Annotated in this window: 18 protein-coding genes; 1 reads left to right on the top strand and 17 read right to left on the bottom strand. The window is 45.9% G+C overall.

Annotated features, from left to right (window positions below):
• Positions 1-391: 391 nt before the first annotated feature.
• Positions 392-1231: an aldo/keto reductase gene (locus ACSYSK_RS05515; RefSeq protein ID WP_491714158.1), complete on the bottom strand. Its 840-nt coding sequence runs from the start codon at positions 1229-1231 to the stop codon at positions 392-394.
• Positions 1232-1322: 91 nt separating this feature from the next.
• Here ACSYSK_RS05515 and ACSYSK_RS05520 point away from each other — a divergent pair, with 91 nt between their 5' ends.
• Positions 1323-1820, top strand: coding sequence for a GNAT family N-acetyltransferase (locus tag ACSYSK_RS05520; protein WP_491714159.1), 498 nt, complete (start codon positions 1323-1325; stop codon positions 1818-1820).
• Here the strand turns inward: ACSYSK_RS05520 and glyA are convergent.
• The 16 genes from glyA to rimP all read right to left on the bottom strand — a co-directional run bounded on the left by glyA (position 1810) and on the right by rimP (position 18271).
• Positions 1810-3069 (bottom strand): serine hydroxymethyltransferase, encoded by a 1260-nt coding sequence (glyA, locus tag ACSYSK_RS05525; protein WP_491714160.1) that lies wholly within the window; start codon positions 3067-3069, stop codon positions 1810-1812. The genes ACSYSK_RS05520 and glyA overlap by 11 nt on opposite strands.
• Before the next feature lie 122 nt (positions 3070-3191).
• On the bottom strand, positions 3192-4922 hold the full coding sequence (locus ACSYSK_RS05530) for a pyruvate oxidase (RefSeq protein WP_491714161.1): 1731 nt from the start codon (positions 4920-4922) through the stop codon (positions 3192-3194).
• 137 nt (positions 4923-5059) lie between these two features.
• Entirely contained in the window at positions 5060-5617 is a 558-nt protein-coding gene (locus tag ACSYSK_RS05535) for a GNAT family N-acetyltransferase (RefSeq protein WP_491714162.1), read from the bottom strand.
• A gap of 32 nt (positions 5618-5649) precedes the next feature.
• On the bottom strand, positions 5650-6144 hold the full coding sequence (locus ACSYSK_RS05540) for a nucleoside 2-deoxyribosyltransferase (RefSeq protein WP_491714163.1): 495 nt from the start codon (positions 6142-6144) through the stop codon (positions 5650-5652).
• A 162-nt stretch (positions 6145-6306) separates the two neighbouring features.
• Entirely contained in the window at positions 6307-7431 is a 1125-nt protein-coding gene (dnaJ, locus tag ACSYSK_RS05545; RefSeq protein ID WP_491714164.1) for a molecular chaperone DnaJ, read from the bottom strand.
• A gap of 137 nt (positions 7432-7568) precedes the next feature.
• Positions 7569-9431, bottom strand: a complete 1863-nt coding sequence (gene dnaK / locus ACSYSK_RS05550) for a molecular chaperone DnaK (protein WP_491714165.1) — start codon at positions 9429-9431, stop codon at positions 7569-7571.
• Between the two features lie 34 nt (positions 9432-9465).
• Complete coding sequence (gene grpE / locus ACSYSK_RS05555; RefSeq protein ID WP_491714166.1) at positions 9466-10038, bottom strand: nucleotide exchange factor GrpE; 573 nt, start codon at positions 10036-10038, stop codon at positions 9466-9468.
• 16 nt (positions 10039-10054) lie between these two features.
• Positions 10055-11074: a heat-inducible transcriptional repressor HrcA gene (gene hrcA / locus ACSYSK_RS05560; RefSeq protein WP_491714167.1), complete on the bottom strand. Its 1020-nt coding sequence runs from the start codon at positions 11072-11074 to the stop codon at positions 10055-10057.
• A gap of 94 nt (positions 11075-11168) precedes the next feature.
• Entirely contained in the window at positions 11169-12137 is a 969-nt protein-coding gene (gene ribF / locus ACSYSK_RS05565; RefSeq protein WP_491714168.1) for a riboflavin biosynthesis protein RibF, read from the bottom strand.
• A gap of 18 nt (positions 12138-12155) precedes the next feature.
• A complete protein-coding gene (truB, locus tag ACSYSK_RS05570; protein ID WP_491714169.1) occupies positions 12156-13067 on the bottom strand; it encodes a tRNA pseudouridine(55) synthase TruB in 912 nt (303 codons plus the stop codon).
• 78 nt (positions 13068-13145) lie between these two features.
• Positions 13146-13496, bottom strand: a complete 351-nt coding sequence (gene rbfA / locus ACSYSK_RS05575; RefSeq protein ID WP_491714170.1) for a 30S ribosome-binding factor RbfA — start codon at positions 13494-13496, stop codon at positions 13146-13148.
• Between the two features lie 26 nt (positions 13497-13522).
• Positions 13523-15964, bottom strand: a complete 2442-nt coding sequence (infB, locus tag ACSYSK_RS05580) for a translation initiation factor IF-2 (protein WP_491714171.1) — start codon at positions 15962-15964, stop codon at positions 13523-13525.
• An 83-nt stretch (positions 15965-16047) separates the two neighbouring features.
• A complete protein-coding gene (locus tag ACSYSK_RS05585; RefSeq protein ID WP_491714172.1) occupies positions 16048-16356 on the bottom strand; it encodes a YlxQ-related RNA-binding protein in 309 nt (102 codons plus the stop codon).
• A complete protein-coding gene (gene rnpM / locus ACSYSK_RS05590) occupies positions 16343-16648 on the bottom strand; it encodes an RNase P modulator RnpM (protein WP_491714173.1) in 306 nt (101 codons plus the stop codon). The genes ACSYSK_RS05585 and rnpM overlap by 14 nt, the downstream gene beginning before the upstream one ends.
• A gap of 21 nt (positions 16649-16669) precedes the next feature.
• On the bottom strand, positions 16670-17761 hold the full coding sequence (gene nusA / locus ACSYSK_RS05595; protein WP_491714174.1) for a transcription termination factor NusA: 1092 nt from the start codon (positions 17759-17761) through the stop codon (positions 16670-16672).
• A 30-nt stretch (positions 17762-17791) separates the two neighbouring features.
• Positions 17792-18271, bottom strand: coding sequence for a ribosome maturation factor RimP (gene rimP, locus ACSYSK_RS05600; RefSeq protein WP_491714175.1), 480 nt, complete (start codon positions 18269-18271; stop codon positions 17792-17794).
• Between the last annotated feature and the right edge of the window lie 291 nt (positions 18272-18562).

Raw genomic sequence — 18562 nt, forward strand, 5'->3', positions numbered from 1 at the left:
TTAACTACTATAATGAACTTTTTTCAGTTTTTTTTCAAGCAATGCGACTAAGAAATAAAAGTATTTTCACAACCAAGCTGCGGAGTCAAGCCGCTTAGCAGTCGTGGACTAAGTGGAACTGAACAGCAAATCCTGCACTTGGATTTGTTGTGAGATGTCCTTAGGACCTAGACTGCTGGCTTGACGGAGCGCAATTATGAAAGCTGCGGAGTCAACAAGCACTAACCTAGCTGGGAAGTAAAGCCGAACTTAATTGGCTTACCCGTGATAATATTAAAAACAGGTATTAATTTTGCCAAATATATGGAAAATTAGTACCTGTTTGAGTCATTTTTAAGGTCAAATTATTTTATCACGTAATAAATGCTGATTTATCAGGATTTTTCCAACTTTAATCAAACTCTTCGTATTCGTTTGGATCCTGACCGTCGATTCGCCCGTCAGCTTTACTCAACGCGTTAAGGGCACTCATCTCATCTCCGGTCAAAGCAAAATCGTCGACCGCTAAATTGGCTTTTTGATGCGGTAAACTAGCGGCTTTAGGCAACGGCACGATCCCGCGCTGTAAGTGCCAGCGTAAAATTACCTGCCCGGCATTTTTATGGTACTTAGCAGCTAATTTTTGCACCACGCCTTCCGTTAATGCCTGACTACCGCGACCTAACGGACTCCAAGCTTCCGTTAAGATCCCCCGTTTTTGGTCGGCAACAAGCATCCTTTCGTTATTCCAGTAAGGATGAACTTCGACTTGATTAACGGCAGGCATCACGCCGGTCTTGTCGTAAATTTTGTCTAGGTGTTCCGGTTCAAAATTAGAAACACCGATCGATTTGATCAAGCCCAACTTCTGAGCGGTAACCAACGCCTGCCACGCTTCGACGTATAAACCACGCTTAGGTAGTGGCCAGTGGATCAAAAACAAATCGAAATACTCCAGCCCCATCCTAGCGAGTGATTCGCTGATCGCGTTTAACGCGTCATCGTAGTGATGATATTTACCGGGAAGTTTAGACGAAATAAAAAATTGTGACCGCGCGATCCCCGACCTGCGGACAGCCTGCCCGACGATTCCTTCATTATCATAATTAGTCGCACTGTCCAAACTGCGATAACCCGCTTGGATCGCGGCCATGATTTGGTGACAGCCCACGGCGCCCTTTAACTGATAAGTCCCTAAGCCGATTTCCGGGATCTGATAGCCGTCGTTTAACGTCAAATTTTTAACAGTCATAAAATCTCTCCTTTCGTTTCCCCTATTATACTCTCATTACACTAGCAATTGTTTACCAGTCCGCTATAATTAACAGTAAAGGAGAAAAACGATGAAATTTAAGATTGCACAACCAACGGACTTACCCCGGATAGTAGAAATTTACAACCAGGCGATCCCTGCCCATAACATTACGGCTGACATTACCCCAGTGAGCGTGGCACAACGAAAGCCCTGGTTCGCACAGTTCTCAGCTGACAAATACCCCCTATGGGTCATCACCAATGACCGCAAACAAACAGTCGGCTGGATCAGCCTCGAAGCCTTTTACGGGCGCGTAGCCTATCACCAGACCGCCGAACTCAGCATTTACCTCGACGAGGCCTTTCGCCACCAAAAAATCGGTTCGCAAGCACTAGAATTTGTTTTTTCTCAGTTACCCAATTTAGGACTGCAAAATTTAGTGACCTTTATTTTTGCCCAAAACAAACCCAGTATCGCACTTTTTAGTAAGTATCACTTTGAGCGCTGGGGACTGTTGCCTCAAGTCGCTGAAATTGACGATCAGTACTTAGACCTCGCGATTTTGGGCCGCCATTTTAAAAAATAATTGGTGCTAAAAAATCAGTCAGCGGGTGCGCGCTCGTCAGTTGTGCGACCCCTGCTCTTACCTGTTCTAATCTTTCCGGCTGGTCATGGTATTTAAGCGCCGTCAGGATCAGTTGCGCCGTTTTTTGACTATCCTGTTCGTCAAAACCGCGCGTAGTGACCGCCGGTGTCCCTAACCTGATACCCGAAGTCTGCGTGGGGCTGAGTGTTTCGTTGGGTAATGCCTCCTTATTGGTAGTGATCCCTAACGAATCTAGTAATTCCTGGGCTTGTTTGCCGTTTAAATCCGTCTTAGTTAGGTCGAGCGTCAATAAATGATTATCCGTTCCACCCGATACTACCCGCACAAGTGGTGAAGCTGCAAACTGCGCAGCCATCGCTTGTGCGTTTTTGATCACTTGTTTGCAATACTGTTTGAATGCGGGTTGCAGATCTTCGCCTAACATCACGGCCTTAGCTGCGATCACGTGTTCTAGCGGACCGCCTTGGATACCGGGAAATACCGCCGAGTTGATTTTTTTAGCGTATTTTGTTTGGGACAAGATCATCCCGCCGCGCGGCCCGCGTAATGTTTTATGCGTAGTTGTCGTTACCACGTCAGCGATCCCAACCGGACTAGGATGTAACCCCGTCGCTACCAGCCCCGCAATGTGTGCCATATCGACCATCAAATAAGCGCCCACTTCGTCTGCGATTTGGCGAAACTGCTGCCAGTCGATGATCCGACTATATGCCGAAGCACCGGCGACGATCATTTGCGGCCGGACTTCACGTGCTATCCGCAAAATTTCAGCATAATCCAACAGTTCAGTTTGAGCGTCTAACCCGTAAGAATAAGCCTGGTAAAGCTTGCCGCTAAAATTGACCCGGGCCCCGTGAGAAAGGTGCCCGCCGGCATTTAGGTCCATTCCCAAGATCTTATCTCCGGGCCGTAAAAATGCCGCGTAGGCTGCTTGATTAGCCTGGGAGCCCGAATGCGGCTGAACGTTAACGTATTGCGCACCAAACAATTTTTGAGCCCTTGTGATCGCTAGCTGTTCAATTTGATCGACGTACTCGTTGCCACCGTAATAACGGTGCTGCGGGTAACCTTCGGCGTATTTATTAGTCAACACCGAGCCTTGTGCTGCCCGCACCGCTGGCGAAACGATGTTTTCCGAAGCAATCAATTCGATATTTTGTGCCTGGCGCCGCTGTTCGGCCGCCACCGCCTGCCATAATTTTGGATCCGCCTCTTGGTAATTATTCATCTGTCCAACTCCTTTTACGCCGTTATTAACATATGATAACAAATTATACATTAATTAACAGTAAAAAAAGGGAGCTGCAGCGAAATCATCGCCACAACTCCCTCATCACTTAACGTTCACTTCTAGATGAATTGACGCATGATGTCTTTCATCGGTGGTAAACTAGGAATTTTTTTTTCTTGTTGCAGGTACTGAGTACCAAATTTCATGTAACCCTTGGCTTCGCTAGTCACGATTTTTCCCGGTAACGGAGCATCGTCGGCCACATAAGCATTGATCAAAACCGGACGATCGGTGATCTTGTAGGCTTGTTGCAATGCATCTTTGAACTCAGCTAACGTGCTGACGTTAAAACCGACGCCGCCAGCAGCTTCTGCAAACTTAGCATAATCCATGTCCGCCAAATCGATCGCATAGTTCAACTGTCCTGCAGATTGTTGTTCGTACTGAATAAATGCTAATTTCTGGTTATTCAACACGATGTCGATTAACGGCATCTTGTACTTGCTGGCAGTGACAAAGTCTTCCATCACCATCGCAAACGCACCGTCACCGTTGATCGCAATTGCTTGGCGGTCCGGATAAACTTGCTTAGCGGCGATCGCACCAGGAAGTGCACAGCCCATGGTCCCCAACCAAGCCGAGATCACGTATTTTTGCTGTTGACTAACTGGCAAAAAGCGCGAACTCCACGAAGTTGCGGTCCCCACGTCGATCGAAAAGACTGCGTCGGCTGCAGCTGTCTCTTGTACGTAAGCAAATAAAGCTTCAGGAGCTAATTTAGCGCCATCCATTTCTTTTTTCGGTTGCATCCAAGAATTCCACTGGGACATTTTAGCCTGACAACTTGCTAAAAATTTACCATCGCTTGGCTGCAATCCTGCTGCCATAATATCAGCAATGACGTCATTAGCGTCACCACAAATGGCTACATCAGCGGGATAGCGTTTGTTCAGATGACTAGCTTCTAGGTTGATTTGAATACTCTTAGCCTGACCCGGTTTCGGCAAATATGCGACATAAGGATAGTTAGTTCCGACTAACAGTACTAGATCGGCAGCTTTCATCGCTTCGTAAGCTGGCTTGGTGCCTAACTTACCGACCTGTCCCAGAGAATTCGGGTGATCGTCTGCGATGCTTCCTTTAGCCGGCAAGGTTTGCACGAATGGTATCTGGTATTCTTCCACGAATTTTTGCATCGTTTTACCAGCATGCTTGATCCCCGTACCAAATAAAGCGATCGGGTGTTTAGCTTGATTGAGTAACTTAACGGCAGCGGCAACTTGGTCAGCATCAACTTGTGGCTTGTTGACCTTAAAATCTGCTGCAGACGCACTAAAGGCGGTCGTTAGTTTTTGCTGCGGAATATCGTCTGGGATCGTCAATACGGCAACTCCCTTTTTAGCGTAAGCCGTTTTGATCGCTTCATCGACGGTTTCTGCCAAATGATCCACCGAAGTGACTAACTTGTTATATACCGCCACGTCTTCAAAAACGTTTTGCGTATTAACTTCCTGGAAATAATCGGTGTTCAGTAAGTGGGACTCCACTTGGCCCAATAAAGCCAACACGGGAGCGTGGTCCATCTTAGCATCATACAAACCATTCAGCATGTGAATAGCCCCGGGACCACCGATCGACAAACAAACAGCTAACTTATCGGTCAACTTAGCTTCAGCGGCTGCGGCCAACGCCCCAACCTCTTCGTGGCGGACCTGAATAAACTTGATCTTATCTTTTTGCCGTTGGATCCCATCGACAGTGGTGTCGATCGAATCGCCGGGAATACCATAAACGTGGTCTACTCCCCATGATGTTAAGACCTCTACTAACCTATCAGCACCATTTTTCATGTAATTTCTCTCTCCTTAAATAAAAAAGAATTGTGCACAATGTATTCTAGCGCAAATGATTAGTATTTTCAAAAGTTTAGCCTGCGCCGTCACTAAATTTTCAGTTAATTTTCACAATCAATTGAAAATTTCTTTAATTAGTCAATTACTCGCGACTGCAGTTTTTGTGCGTATTCCGGTCCCGCGTAGTCGGCTATCAGTTGTAAATATTCCTGAGAACAAACCGACTGTCCGTGTAAAAGCAAGAAATCGTAACGCACGCCTTCTTCTTTGATCTTGAAAGGCGCTAATTCAAAATCATTTTTCCGGTAAAAGTCTAACCGCCGTTGCCGCGTATCATTGTCAGCATAGTGCGGGGCAACTTCTTCGATCAGTAAACACAAACGCTGAGTAGGATACTGTTGTTTTAATGCCGTTAAAGTGGCACTGCCGTAACCCGCTCCCCGTAATTGCGGCACGATCGCTAAGAAGCCCACGTAAGTCAGATCCGCATAAGACATACAATACGCTAAGCCCACAAAAGCAGCCGTTTGATCGTCATAAACTCCCCAACACTGGACTTGTGGCGTCCCGATCCGTTCCAAGAAAATTTTAGTCGGATAACGTTCAATTTTAGCAAAAGATGCTAAATACAACTGATAAATCTGTTCAAACTCTGCTTCTCCCGGTCGACTAGCAACTAATTTAACCATCATTAAACTCCTTAGTAAAAAACAAAACCAACTTCTTAAATTACCTTACCGTGATAAGTCCCTAACGAAACGTGACGAAAATCAAACGTAGCCAGTTGCGCTAACTTGATGATCCTTGTTACGCCGTGAGCCAACATCAAATTAAGCGCTGCGCTATCGTTATCTGGCACCACTAAAACTACCGGCTTATGCAATGCGGTCAACACGCCACATTCGTAGGCGATCCCGTCGTCCGGAAATGACGGGTTGTACAACATGATACCTAGATCTGTTCCCTCGATCCCCGCAATATCGGCCCGGTAAGTTTGAACCTGCCACTCAATATCATCCATCAGCTCCGGATGCTCGTTAACATCGAGGTCATTATACTGAAAGTCGAGTGGATAATGAGAAAACTGGCGGTTGACGGTCGGGTTAGCTTCAATTGCCGCCAACCCCGCATTCATGTGCTGGACTTGAATATCGTTAAACCACGAACAGCCAATATAGGCTTTTACTGGTGCAACTGGAATTTCAGTTTGTTTGGTCATTAATTTCACCCCTCAATAAATTAATTACTATTCTACGGAAGTTTAATAGTAAAAACAAGCACTAGTCATAACTTCAAAACAAAAAGGCTCAAGACAAAACATTGTTTGCCTTAAGCCCTAATTAACACTCCGTGATACTATTTTTAATTACACTCGGTAACTTTATTTTTTAAAGCGGTCAAAAATCGACTTATCGCCGTTGGCCTTCTCGCCCGAAGCTACCGCAAACTCGCGCAAAGCTTCTTTTTGTTTATGATTCAACTTTTGCGGCGTAACCACCTTGACCGTTACCCGCTGATCACCATTTCCACTACCCCGCAGTTTAGGCGCACCCTTGCCCCGTAACTTAAAGGTCGTATTGGTCTGCGTGCCAGCCGGAATCGTGAGTTTGACGTCACCGTGCAGTGTTTGCACTTGGATCTCAGCTCCCAAAGCCGCCTGCACAAAAGAAATCGGCTGGGTCAAATAAATCTCCGCTCCATCACGCTTAAAGGTCTTGCTTGGCGCCACGGTAAAGACAATGTACAAATCACCGTAAGGGCCACCGTTAGTTCCGGCCTCTCCTTGTCCTTGCAAACGCATCTGGTTACCGTCTTCTACCCCTGCAGGGACATTGACTTCCACTGCGTGTTTTTCCTTGACGTGACCCGAACCGTAACAAGTCGGACATTTTTCCTTGATCTCCTTACCGGTTCCGTGACACTGCGGGCATTCCTGTTGCGTCGAAACCCTGCCCAGTGGTGTTTGGCGCTGCGCTTGAATATAGCCGCGACCGTTACACTTAGAACACGTTTGGGGACTCGTTCCCGGTTTAGCACCGCTCCCATTACAGGTTTTACACAAAGCCGCACGACTATATTCGATCGTTGATTTCTTACCAAAGACCGCCTCTTCAAAGGTTAAATGCATTGAATACTGGAGGTCTCTGCCTTGACGGGGGGCATTTTGTGTCTGAGAGCGACCACCGCCACCGAAAAAAGAGCTGAAAATATCATCAAAGCCACCGAAATCACCGAAACCGCCCTGGTCAAAGCCGCCAAAACCGCCGCCACCAAAGCCACCTTGCTGTCCGGTCGCACCGAATTGATCATATTGCGCCTTTTTTTGCGGGTCACTCAAAATCTCGTAAGCTTCGTTAACTTCCTTAAATTTTTCATCCGCCCCCGGCTCGTGATTTAAGTCTGGGTGGTATTTTTTAGACATTTTACGGTAAGCTTTTTTGATTTCAGCTTCAGACGCGTCTTTGCTGACCCCTAAAACTTGATATGGATCTTTTTGCTCTGCCATCTCTATCCTCCAAACTGATTTTCCTGCCTTTAAGTTTAGCACAAAAACATGAAACAAAGGAACCGGGCCAAAACTAATTTTGTCCCGGTCCCTTTATTGTTATCCCTATCAGTAACTAGATTTAGTCAGTGACAGGTTTATTTTTGATCATCTGGGTCGACTTCTTTGAAATCACCATTGACAGTTTGACCGTCGCCATCGTTTGCTTGGCTAGCGTTGTCGCCTTTTGCTGCTGCATCGCCGTTAGCTTGTTGCGCCTGTTGTGCTTGTTGGTACAACTTAACCGACATATCTTGGACTAATTTATTCAATTCGTCCTTTTTAGCTTTCATGTCAGCGACGTCATTAGCTTCTTGCGCCTTCTTCAAAGCGTCCCGTGCCTCTTTGATCTTATTAGTTTCGTCTTCAGTAATTACTTTATTGTCCTTAACTTCATCTAAGGTCTTATCAGTTTGGAAGATCAACTGGTCGACCTCGTTTTTCAAATCGACTTCTTCTTTGCGTTTCTTATCGTTTTCTTCGTTTTCCTTAGCTTCTTTGACCATTCTGTCGATTTCTTCGTCGGAAAGACCGGAAGAACTCTTGATCGTGATCTTTTGTTCCTTGTTAGTACCTAAATCCTTGGCAGAAACATTCACGATCCCGTTTTTATCAATGTCAAACGAAACTTGAATTTGCGGTACTCCACGAGGAGCTGCCGGAATGTCGGTCAACTGGAAGCGGCCTAAAGTCTTATTGTCAGCTGCCATTGGACGTTCACCTTGTAACACGTGAATATCCACTGCCGGTTGGTTATCGGCCGCCGTAGAAAAGACCTGCGATTTAGAAGTTGGGATCGTCGTGTTGCGGTCGATCAGTTTGGTGAAGACCCCACCCATGGTTTCAATTCCTAATGAAAGTGGCGTTACGTCTAACAAAACAACGTCTTTAACGTCACCGGTGATCACACCACCTTGGATAGCAGCACCCAAAGCAACTGCTTCGTCCGGGTTAACGGATTCGTTTGGTTTATGACCCGTTTCTTTTTCGACCATTTCCTTTACGGCTGGGATCCGGGTCGAACCACCGACTAAAATCACTTCATCAATGTCGCCGTTAGACAAATTGGCATCAGACAAGGCATTTTGAACCGGAATCTTAGTTCTCTCAACTAAATCAGCAGTCAGTTCGTTAAATTTAGCCCGCGTCAAAGTGGTTTCCAAATGTAACGGGCCGGCGTCACCTGCAGTGATAAACGGTAAGGAGATCTGTGCGGAACTAACACCGGATAAATCCTTTTTAGCCTTTTCAGCCGCGTCTTTTAACCGTTGCATTGCCATCTTATCTTGGGAAAGGTCGATGCCGTTAGCCTGTTTGAAGTCCGCAACTAACCAATCGATGATCTTGTTATCAAAATCATCCCCACCCAAATGAGTGTCACCATTAGTTGACAGTACTTGGAAAACGCCGTCACCTAATTCGAGGATGGAAACATCGAAAGTCCCGCCGCCTAAATCGAAGACTAAGATCTTTTCATCGCGATCGGTTTTATCCAAGCCGTAAGCCAAAGCTGCAGCCGTCGGTTCGTTAACGATCCGTTCTACTTTCAGACCAGCAATTTTACCGGCATCTTTAGTAGCTTGACGCTGAGCATCGTTGAAATAAGCAGGCACTGTGATCACGGCCTGGCTGACTGATTCGCCCAAATACGATTCTGCGTAATCCTTGATGTATTGCAAGATCATTGCAGAAATTTCTTGAGGCGTGTAGTCCTTGTCGCCGACCTTAACTTTATAGCCAGCTTCACCAATGTGTCTTTTGATCGAAGAAATCGTGTCGGTATTAGTAATTGCTTGTCTTTTAGCAACTTCACCGACTTGAGTTTCCCCGTCTTTAAAGGAAACTACAGAAGGTGTCGTCCGGTTACCCTCGGGGTTAGTGATGATCTTAGCATCCTTACCTTCTAAGACAGCAACTGCAGAATTAGTTGTCCCTAAATCAATTCCAATAATTTTTGCCATTTTGCTTACTCCTTATTAATCAGTTTTTTTAATATTACTGAGCTACAACTACCATCGCTGGCCGTAAAACCCGGTCTTTAAACAAGTAGCCATCCTGAAAGACCTGAACGATCGTTTCAGCGCTTTGTCCTTGCTCTAGCGGCACGGTCTTTACTGCCTGGTGGTATTGCGGGTCAAATTTTTGGTGCAATGCTTCGATTTTAGTCACATGATTCTTTCGTAACGCTTCACTGATATTTTGCGCCACCATCTCCACGCCTTTTTTCAGTTGTTTAGCGGACTCGTCGGTCACTTCGATCGCCAAAGCCCGGGTCAAATTATCCAACGCGGGTAAAATTTCTTGCGCTAAGTCTTGCCCAGCATATTTTAACAACTGTTCTTGTTCCTTGTGATACCGTTTTTGCATATTAGCCATTTCGGCTTCAGCGCGTAAATACTGATCTTCTTTTTGCGCTAACTGGTCTTGCAGGTCCGCGATCTGCTGTTCAGTAGTCACGGTTTGGTCCTTTTGGTCATCAGTAGTAGAGTCAGTTTGATTTGCAGCGGTGTCTTTTTCAGGTGATTCTTCCTTTTTTACTGCCGCTTTTTTTTCAGCATCTTGTGCCAAATCAACACCCCTTTTCTTAATCGTTAAAATTATGATAGTAACTACTTAAACGATACGAAAGCTCTTCTCGTAAAAATTGAAGTAACCCTAACATCTTAGAATAAGACATGTTAGCGGGACCCAAGACTGCGATCAAGCCCTCACCGTGGTTACCATCATTAAACTTAGCGGAAACCATACTATAGTTATCTAACAAACGATCCGTCAGCTCATCACCTAGGATCACGGCAATGTCTTGCTGTTCGTTTTGTAACAACTCACTTAATAAAGTATTATGGTCTACCAAGCTGTAAACCGATTTGATCTGCTCAACGTTACGCTCGTTTAAGTAGTTCAACAAGTTCTTCTTGCCATCCACAAAAACCTGCTGGTGTACTGCTTGAGCTAACAAATCGTTAAAAATAGCAGTCCTTGAACCTAAATACTGTTGCAGCAACGGACTTTGTAACTTAGTAGCCACTTGGTTAACAGTCAGTCCAACTACCTGGTCGTTTAGCTTGCGGATCGCCTTTTCTAAATCACTGCCATGCATTCCGTCAGGGATCGTAAAGTTCTGGCTCCGAACCGAACCATCGCTGGTGACCATCAACAACATCACCTGCGCGGCTCCCAGAGGAACTAAGCGAAAGCCTTCTAAGCGCACATCGGCTGAACTCGGTTTTAAAGAAATCGCAGTATAATCCGTCATCTCCGACAATAGCTTGACTGCCGTGGCTACAATTTCATCCACTTTGGAAAAATTATCAGCTAAAGCGTTTCTGATCAACGTTACGGCATTTTTCCCTAACTTATCAGGCTGCACCAAATTATCGATATAATAACGATAACCACTGACCAGCGGTACCCTGCCCGAACTATGGTGTTCTTTGGCGATAAAACCGATCTTTTCCAGGTGTGCCATCTCGTTACGGATCGTCGCAGAACTGACGTGGACCGGCAGTTGTTCTTGCAATTTTTTAGAACCGATCGGCTGCCCGATCCGCGCGTAATCTTGAATAATTGTTTCCAAAATCAGCAATTGTCTTTTAGTTACCATTACAATCACCTCTTTTTAGCACTTAACACACTTGAGTGCTAAGTCAATTATTAATATACACGACATCGCCGCAAACGTCAAGAAAAGCACTACATTAATTCTGAAGTTCACTATTACGCTCCGGGAGCAACTTTAAAATGTGGCGGGAGTGTTGTTCGTCTTTTTTCATCTGCTCGACTAACTGCTCGACTCCGGCAAACTTAACGCTTGCACGTAAGTATTCGTACCACTGCACGTGTGCAATTTGACCGTACAAGTCTTCGTTAACGTCAAACAAATTGATTTCGACCGTTAATTTACGGTGCGCACCAAATGTTTCGTTGTGGCCAATCGAAGCCATCCCGTCAAAAAAGCGTGTCCCGATCCGAACCTTGACGGCATAAACTCCTAAGGCAGGCAGCCACTGTTTTTCTGGAACTGCCACGTTGATCGTCGGAAAACCGATCGTGCGCCCGCGAGCTTCGCCGTGAATGATCTCGCCACTGACCTCATAGGGATAGCCCAGCAAGTCGTTGACGACGTCGAGCTTACCAGCAGTCAAATTTTCCCGGATGCGCGTCGAACCGATCTTGGCGTTGCCGGCAGTTAATTTAGTAATTTCGTGGACGGTAAACCGAGCGCGAGCGTAGTCGGGAAGTAATTTCATATTGGCGCTTTCTTTTTTGCCATAGGTAAAATCATAACCGGCAAAAACGTCGGTCACGTGCAGTCCCACTAAATACTTATCGACAAATTCTTGGGGCGGCATCGGCACAAATTGGCGGTTAAACTCGACAATATAAGCAAGGTCTGCACCCAGTTGAGCAAACAATTCCATTTTGCGGTCTTCCAACGTTAAGTATTTGACCTGGCGTTCGTCAATATCTTGGTACATCATTTTAGGGTAACGGTCAAAGGTCAAGATCGCTAACTTTTGGTGCTTTTGCAGTGCACATTTTTTAGCCGCCCGGATCACTTTTTGGTGCCCACGGTGTACACCATCAAAAAAACCGATCGCCAAAACCACCGGTGCGTTACTAATTTGAGCTGGATCGTAGGGTTCAGCTAATTTGATCACTTGCATGTTTTCACTTCCTCTAAATTAAGTTAAATCGATCATTTGTTCGGGTTGATAGCGGCCCTTTTCTTCGTTATAACGATACAAGCAGCGAGCGCGTTGCTCGTAAAAAAGCGTCACCGTGGCGGGTAAATTTAAGTGGCTAAAAGACTGGGGCGATAAAAAGCCACCATTACGTACTATTTGCCACTGTGCTAAACTCAACTGGTAACTAGGAAACTTGCCCAGTGCATGGTCAAGGGGAACCAAGCATTTTTCTAACTGTGCGCCAGTCAGCCCTTTTAAAGTCGTAATATCATACGTTTCTTTGAGTGTAAAACCGCCACTTTGCAAGCGCGTTAGCTGTGACATCACGGCGGGCAAGCCTAATTTTTTCCCCAAATCGACCGCTAACGTCCGCACATAAGTTCCCTTCTGACAGCCAACTTCAAAATAAATCGTTTCTAATCCGGCAGCCGCATCAAATTTCGGTGGTTGTGTCTGCTTAAAATAATCAACGGTGATCGTCCTAGTCGGGCGCACAACGTCTTCGTGATGCCTAGCATAATCGTATAAACGCCGCCCGTTGACTTTGATTGCCGAATACAAGGGAGCTACTTGCTGCAACACGCCAGTCAGCTCCTGCATTGCTGCCGTGATTTGAGCCTGTTTTACGGGTTGCGCCAGCTTTTGGCGTTTGATCACGGGACCTTCTAAATCCTCGGTCTCAGTGGCCATCCCTAAAACGATCCGCCCCTGATAAACCTTACCCGAATCCATCAGGTAATTGACCACCTTAGTCGCTTTACCAATACAAATGGGCAAAACTCCCGCAACACTGGGGTCAAGCGTTCCGGAATGACCGACTCGTTTGGTACCAAAGATCTTGCGGCAAGCCATCACCGCATCGTTGCTGGTCATTTTCCGTTCTTTATATAAAGGCAAAATTCCATCCACTTAATTTCTCCTTTTCATTTCCTGACAAAAAATCGCCACAAAACAGTGTTTTGCAGCGACACTGGTACCTCAACTAGCTTATTGCTTATGCAATTGCCGCAATAATTCGTCGATATGCTCCCCGTAAGCACCAGATTTATCGTATTTAAATTCAATTTCAGGAGTAACGTAAATGCTTAAACGTTGACCTAATTCTTTGCGGATCAGACCCGTCGCTTTACTTAAGCCCATCGCCGTTTTTTGCTGCACACTTGCCTTATCGGCTAAAGTACTATAATAAATCGTTGCGTGCTGCAAATCACCGGTCACGTCGACGCCAGTCAGCGTGATCCCCTGTACTCGTGGGTCACGGACTCGTTTTTGTAAAATATCATTGACCTCACGCTGAATTTCTTGAGCCAACCGTTCGGCTCGAAAACGTTGTGCCATTGCAACTGACCTCCTTTGGACTATCGTTAGTCAAGCGGGACCTCTTCCATAATAAAGGCTTCGATCTGATCGCCAACTTTAATATCATTGTATTTTTCGATCATCAACCCGCATTCAAAACCGGATTTGACCTGCTTAACGTCGTCTTTAAAGCGTTTCAAACTAGCTAACTGTCCTTCATAGATCACGATGCCGTTGCGGATCAAACGCACACCGCTATCCCGGTTGATATAACCGCTAAGCACGTAGGCACCACCGATCGTTCCGAGCTTAGAAACCTTGTAGATCTCGCGGATCTCAACTTGACCGGTCACCTTTTCTTGGTATTCCGGTTCCAGCATTCCTTTCATCGCCGTTTCGATTTCATCGATGGCCTTGTAGATCACATTATGCAAACGAATATCAACCTTATCGCGGTCCGCTTGTTCTTTAGCCCGCGGAGTCGGCCGCACGTTAAAACCAACGATGATCGCGTTAGAGGCTTCCGCTAGCGTCACGTCGCTTTCGTTGATCGCTCCAACTGCTTGATGAATCAAGTTGACGCGAACACCTTGCACATCGATCTTTTTAAAACTCTGCGCCAAGGCTTCGACCGAACCCTGGACGTCGGCTTTGATGATCACGTCGACTTCTTTGAGCTCCCCTTCTTTGAGGGTGTCAAACAAGTTATCCAACGTGATATGGGTAACCTGACCACGTTCACGGATTAAAGCCTGCTCTGCCCGTTTTTGTCCCGCAGCACGTGCGGTCTTTTCGTCATCAAAGACTACGAAACGATCGCCTGAAGCCGGAACGTCATTGAGCCCCGTAATTTCGATCGGAGTTGCCGGAGTAGCAGCTTTGATCCGTTTGCCCCGCGCATTAGTCATCGTCCGCACTCTGCCGTAGGTATCACCGACCACGATCGGGTCTCCGACGTGCAGCGTTCCTTGCTGAACTAATAACGAAGCGACCGAGCCCTTGCCCTTATCTAAACGAGCTTCGATCACAGAACCGGCCCCGTGTTGTTGCGGGTTAGCTTTTAATTCTAAGATCTCGGCTTCAAGTAAGATCATGTCTAGTAATTCGTCTAAATTCTTGCCAAATTTAGCGGAAATCTCGACAAAGATCGTATCGCCACCCCAACTCTCGGGGATCAAACCATATTCAGTTAATTGTTCCATCACGTGATTGGGATTTGCACCCGGCTTATCGATCTTGTTGACCGCCACGATGATCGGCACCCCGGCTGCCTTGGAATGGTTGATGGCCTCAATAGTCTGAGGCATCACGCCGTCATCCGCAGCCACCACTAAAACGGTAATATCGGTAATGTCTGCACCACGAGCCCGCATGCTGGTAAATGCAGCATGTCCTGGCGTATCCAAGAAGGTGATCGTTTGGTCATTGTGTACCAATTGATAAGCACCGATATGCTGGGTGATCCCACCGGCTTCTCCTTCAGTGATGTGTGAATTACGCAATTTATCCAACAAGGTAGTTTTACCGTGGTCAACGTGTCCCATAATTGTTACTACTGGTGGGCGCGCAGTCAAGTTTTCGGTACTCTTTTGTTCGTCATCAAAGAACTTATCGATATCAGAAACATCGACTTCCACTTTTTCTTGGGCTTCGATCCCGTAATCGGCCGCTAAAATTTCGATCGTATCCTTATCTAACGCCTGATTTTGGTTGACCATCACGCCCATCATAAATAACTTCTTGATAATTTCTGCCGGTGCGCGATGAATTTTCTTCGCGATCTCAGCGACGTTCATCCCCACCGTATAAACCAAAACTTCTGGCAACGGCTTGTTTTTACGCGGCACTACCGGATTATGCTTGATGTTATTATTACGCCGGTTATTTTTGCGGTTGTTACGCCGATTATTCCTGCGCCGATTGTTGTTATTATAGCCACCACCGTTATTGCGGTTGCCGTAACCGCCACCCTGGTTACGATTATTACTATATCCCGAATTATTGGTGCGCCGTTTAGGCCGACTTTGTTCGTGATTATTGCTATTAGTGGTGGTGGTCCGGCTTACTTGCTGTTTTGGGGCACTATGATTTTGCGTAGCACGGTTTTGGGTGCTACGATTTTGAGTGCCGTGATTTTGACCACTATGATTCTGGTTGTTATTGCGTACTGGCTGACGTTTATTTTCTGTTTTTTTATGCTGATCAGCAGCAGGTTTTTTAGCGTCAGTCCGCGAACGAGACTTGCTTTGATTTTGGGTAGTTGGACGCGTAGCATTTTTAGGATGCGCCGGTTGCTGTTTTGCTGCTTTTTGCGCCGGTGCCGACTTTGCGGATGCCTTTTTGGCAGGTGCTGCGTGGTAATATTCACGAATCTGTCGCTCCTCGTTTTCACCCAACACAGACATATGATTGCCGACCTTAAACCCCTTGTCTTTGGCTACCTGAACGACCTCTTTACTGCTGACCTTTAATTCTTTCGCTAATTCATAAATTCGTTTTTTGCTCATACCATCAACCTCCGATTCGCTTATCTTGGAGCTGCGCCTCAACTATATGATCAAAAAGGCGACCAACCCCCAATTCGATTCGTTTAAGCAGATAGCAGCTCTAACATTTTATTACCAAAGCCCTGATCATCCACAGCGATCACCGTGCGCTGTTGTCCAATCGCCTGACTTAACTCCAGCGTAGTAAATGCAGCAGTGATTGCAATCTGATAGCTTTGGCACTTATCCTGTAATTTTTTTTGGGTATTTTGCGCACAATCGCTAGCAACAAACACTAATACCGCCTGTTTGTGCCGGATCTGTTGCAAGACCAGTTGCGTGCCACTGGTTAATTTACCGGCCCGGCGCGCTAACCCTAATAAAGCCAAGATTTTTTGTTTATTTTTTTCCATTGCCAAATAATTTTGCCCGCTCTACTTGATGGTCAATATAAGCGAGTAATTCATCGTAAAATGAAGGTTCGATCTCAACGCCAAAAACCCGGGCTAAAATGTCTTCAGCTTGCGCCTGTTGTGCCGCAGCGACTTCTAAGCGCACGTAGGCACCGCGGCCCTGTTTTTTGCCGGTCGGATCGATACTGATCTCATTTTCTTTATTCTTAACGACACGGACCATTTCTTTTTTAGGAAACATCTCACCGGAAACAACGTCTTTTCTCATTGGAATCTTCCGTTTTTTGACCATTGAAATCACCTCAACTTAACTTTATTGTTCATCATTTTCTAGCGGCTGTTCACTAGTATCTGGTTGTGTTTCTTGTTGTGCTAGTTGTTCTTCTGATTTGATATCGATCTTATAGCCCGTTAAGCGCGCAGCCAAACGCACGTTTTGTCCCCGCTTACCGATTGCCAACGATAATTGATCGTCGGGAACGACCACGGTGCAGACATGTTCGTTTTCCGGGTTAAACAACACGTCTAAAACTTCCGCTGGATTCAAGGCGTTCGCGATATATGCGGCCGGATCTTCTTGCCACTGCACAATATCCATGTTTTCGCCCTTGAGTTCGTTAACGATCGTTTGGACCCGCTCTCCACGTGGTCCCACACAGGTTCCGACCGGATCCACGTTTTCGTTATTGGAGCGAACGGCTACCTTAGCCCGGTCGCCGGCTTCCCGCGCAATTGCAACGATCTCGACGGTCCCGTCGTAAATTTCCGGAATCTCCTGTTCAAATAACCGTTTCAACAGGTCTGGGTGTGAGCGACTAACGTATACTTGCGGTCCCTTAGAGGTGTTTTCTACCTTATAAATATAAACCTTGATCCGGTCATGAGACTTATACTCTTCTCCTGCAATTTGGTCTTGGCGTGATAACAACGCCTCGACTCTCCCCAAATTAACGTAAATATAACGATTATCCCGGCGTTCAACTTCGCCAGTGACGATCTCGTTTTCGTACTGGATATATTGATTGTAGATAATATTATGTTCTTCTTCGCGCACTCGTTGCATAATCACTTGCTTAGCGGTTTGAGCGGCGATTCTGCCGAAGTTTTTGGGCGTGACTTCAAACCGGATCGTATCGCCTAACTCGTATGCCCGGTTGATCGCTAGGGCATCTTGCAAACTGACCTCTTGTTGGGAGTCAAAGACTTCACTAACGACTTCTTTAACGGCATAAACGTGGATCTCACCTTGTGCCTGATCAAACTCAACCTCTACGTTTTGGGCCTGACCGTAATTTCTTTTATAAGCCGAAACCAAGGCGCTTTCTAACGCATCAATCACAACTTCTTTTTTGACGCCTTTATCTTTTTCCAAAGAATCTAAAGCCTCAAGTAGTTCTTTACTCATTTTATTTACTCCTTGTTATAACTAACATCGCTAAAACTCGATCGCCAAACGTGCTAACGCAATCTGCTTGCGTGGCAATACAACTCGTTTAAGCTGCGTTTTTACCCGGCATTCTAAGGTCAGCTCCGTCTGCGTTAGTGCGACTAAATGGCCTTCATATTCCTTAGCACCTGCAAGCGGTTGGTAAAGCGAAACGAACAAATTCGCCTGTTTTTGCAGTGCAGCCGCAAAATCTTTTTCCTTTTTTAACGGACGTTCCGCCCCCGGAGAAGAAACTTCCAAATAATAGGCATGCGGAATCGGATCAGGATCGCAGCCGTCCAATTGTTCACTTAACAAGTCACTGACCAGCGCACACTCATCGATCGTGATCCCACCGGGTTTATCGATATAGATCCGCAAATACCAGCTTTTTCCTTCTTTCACAAACTCCAGATCAACTAATTCGAAATGCTGGGCGTTTAGAATCGGTGTGACCATTTTTGTGACTGTTTCCACGACACTTTTCACGCGGTGCCTCCTTTAGCATTATTCCAGTCCATTAAAAAGAGTGAGCATTGCTGCCCACTCCTCCCGAATATCAAATTACTTCTTTTACTTTAACATAACGATAACTAAAAAGCAAATTTAGTACTTAACGACGAATTGTTCTCCTCCCTGCTTTATGCTATAATGATCCTAATTTCTGTTGTATGCGCGTTGTCTATTATGTATGGTTGACCGAACAATTTAATGACCGGCTGGACCGCAATTTTACCGGTGACGTAATTCATTTCACTTGAATTCCTAAAAGTAAATAGC

This window comes from Ligilactobacillus sp. ESL1201 (genome assembly GCF_058503265.1).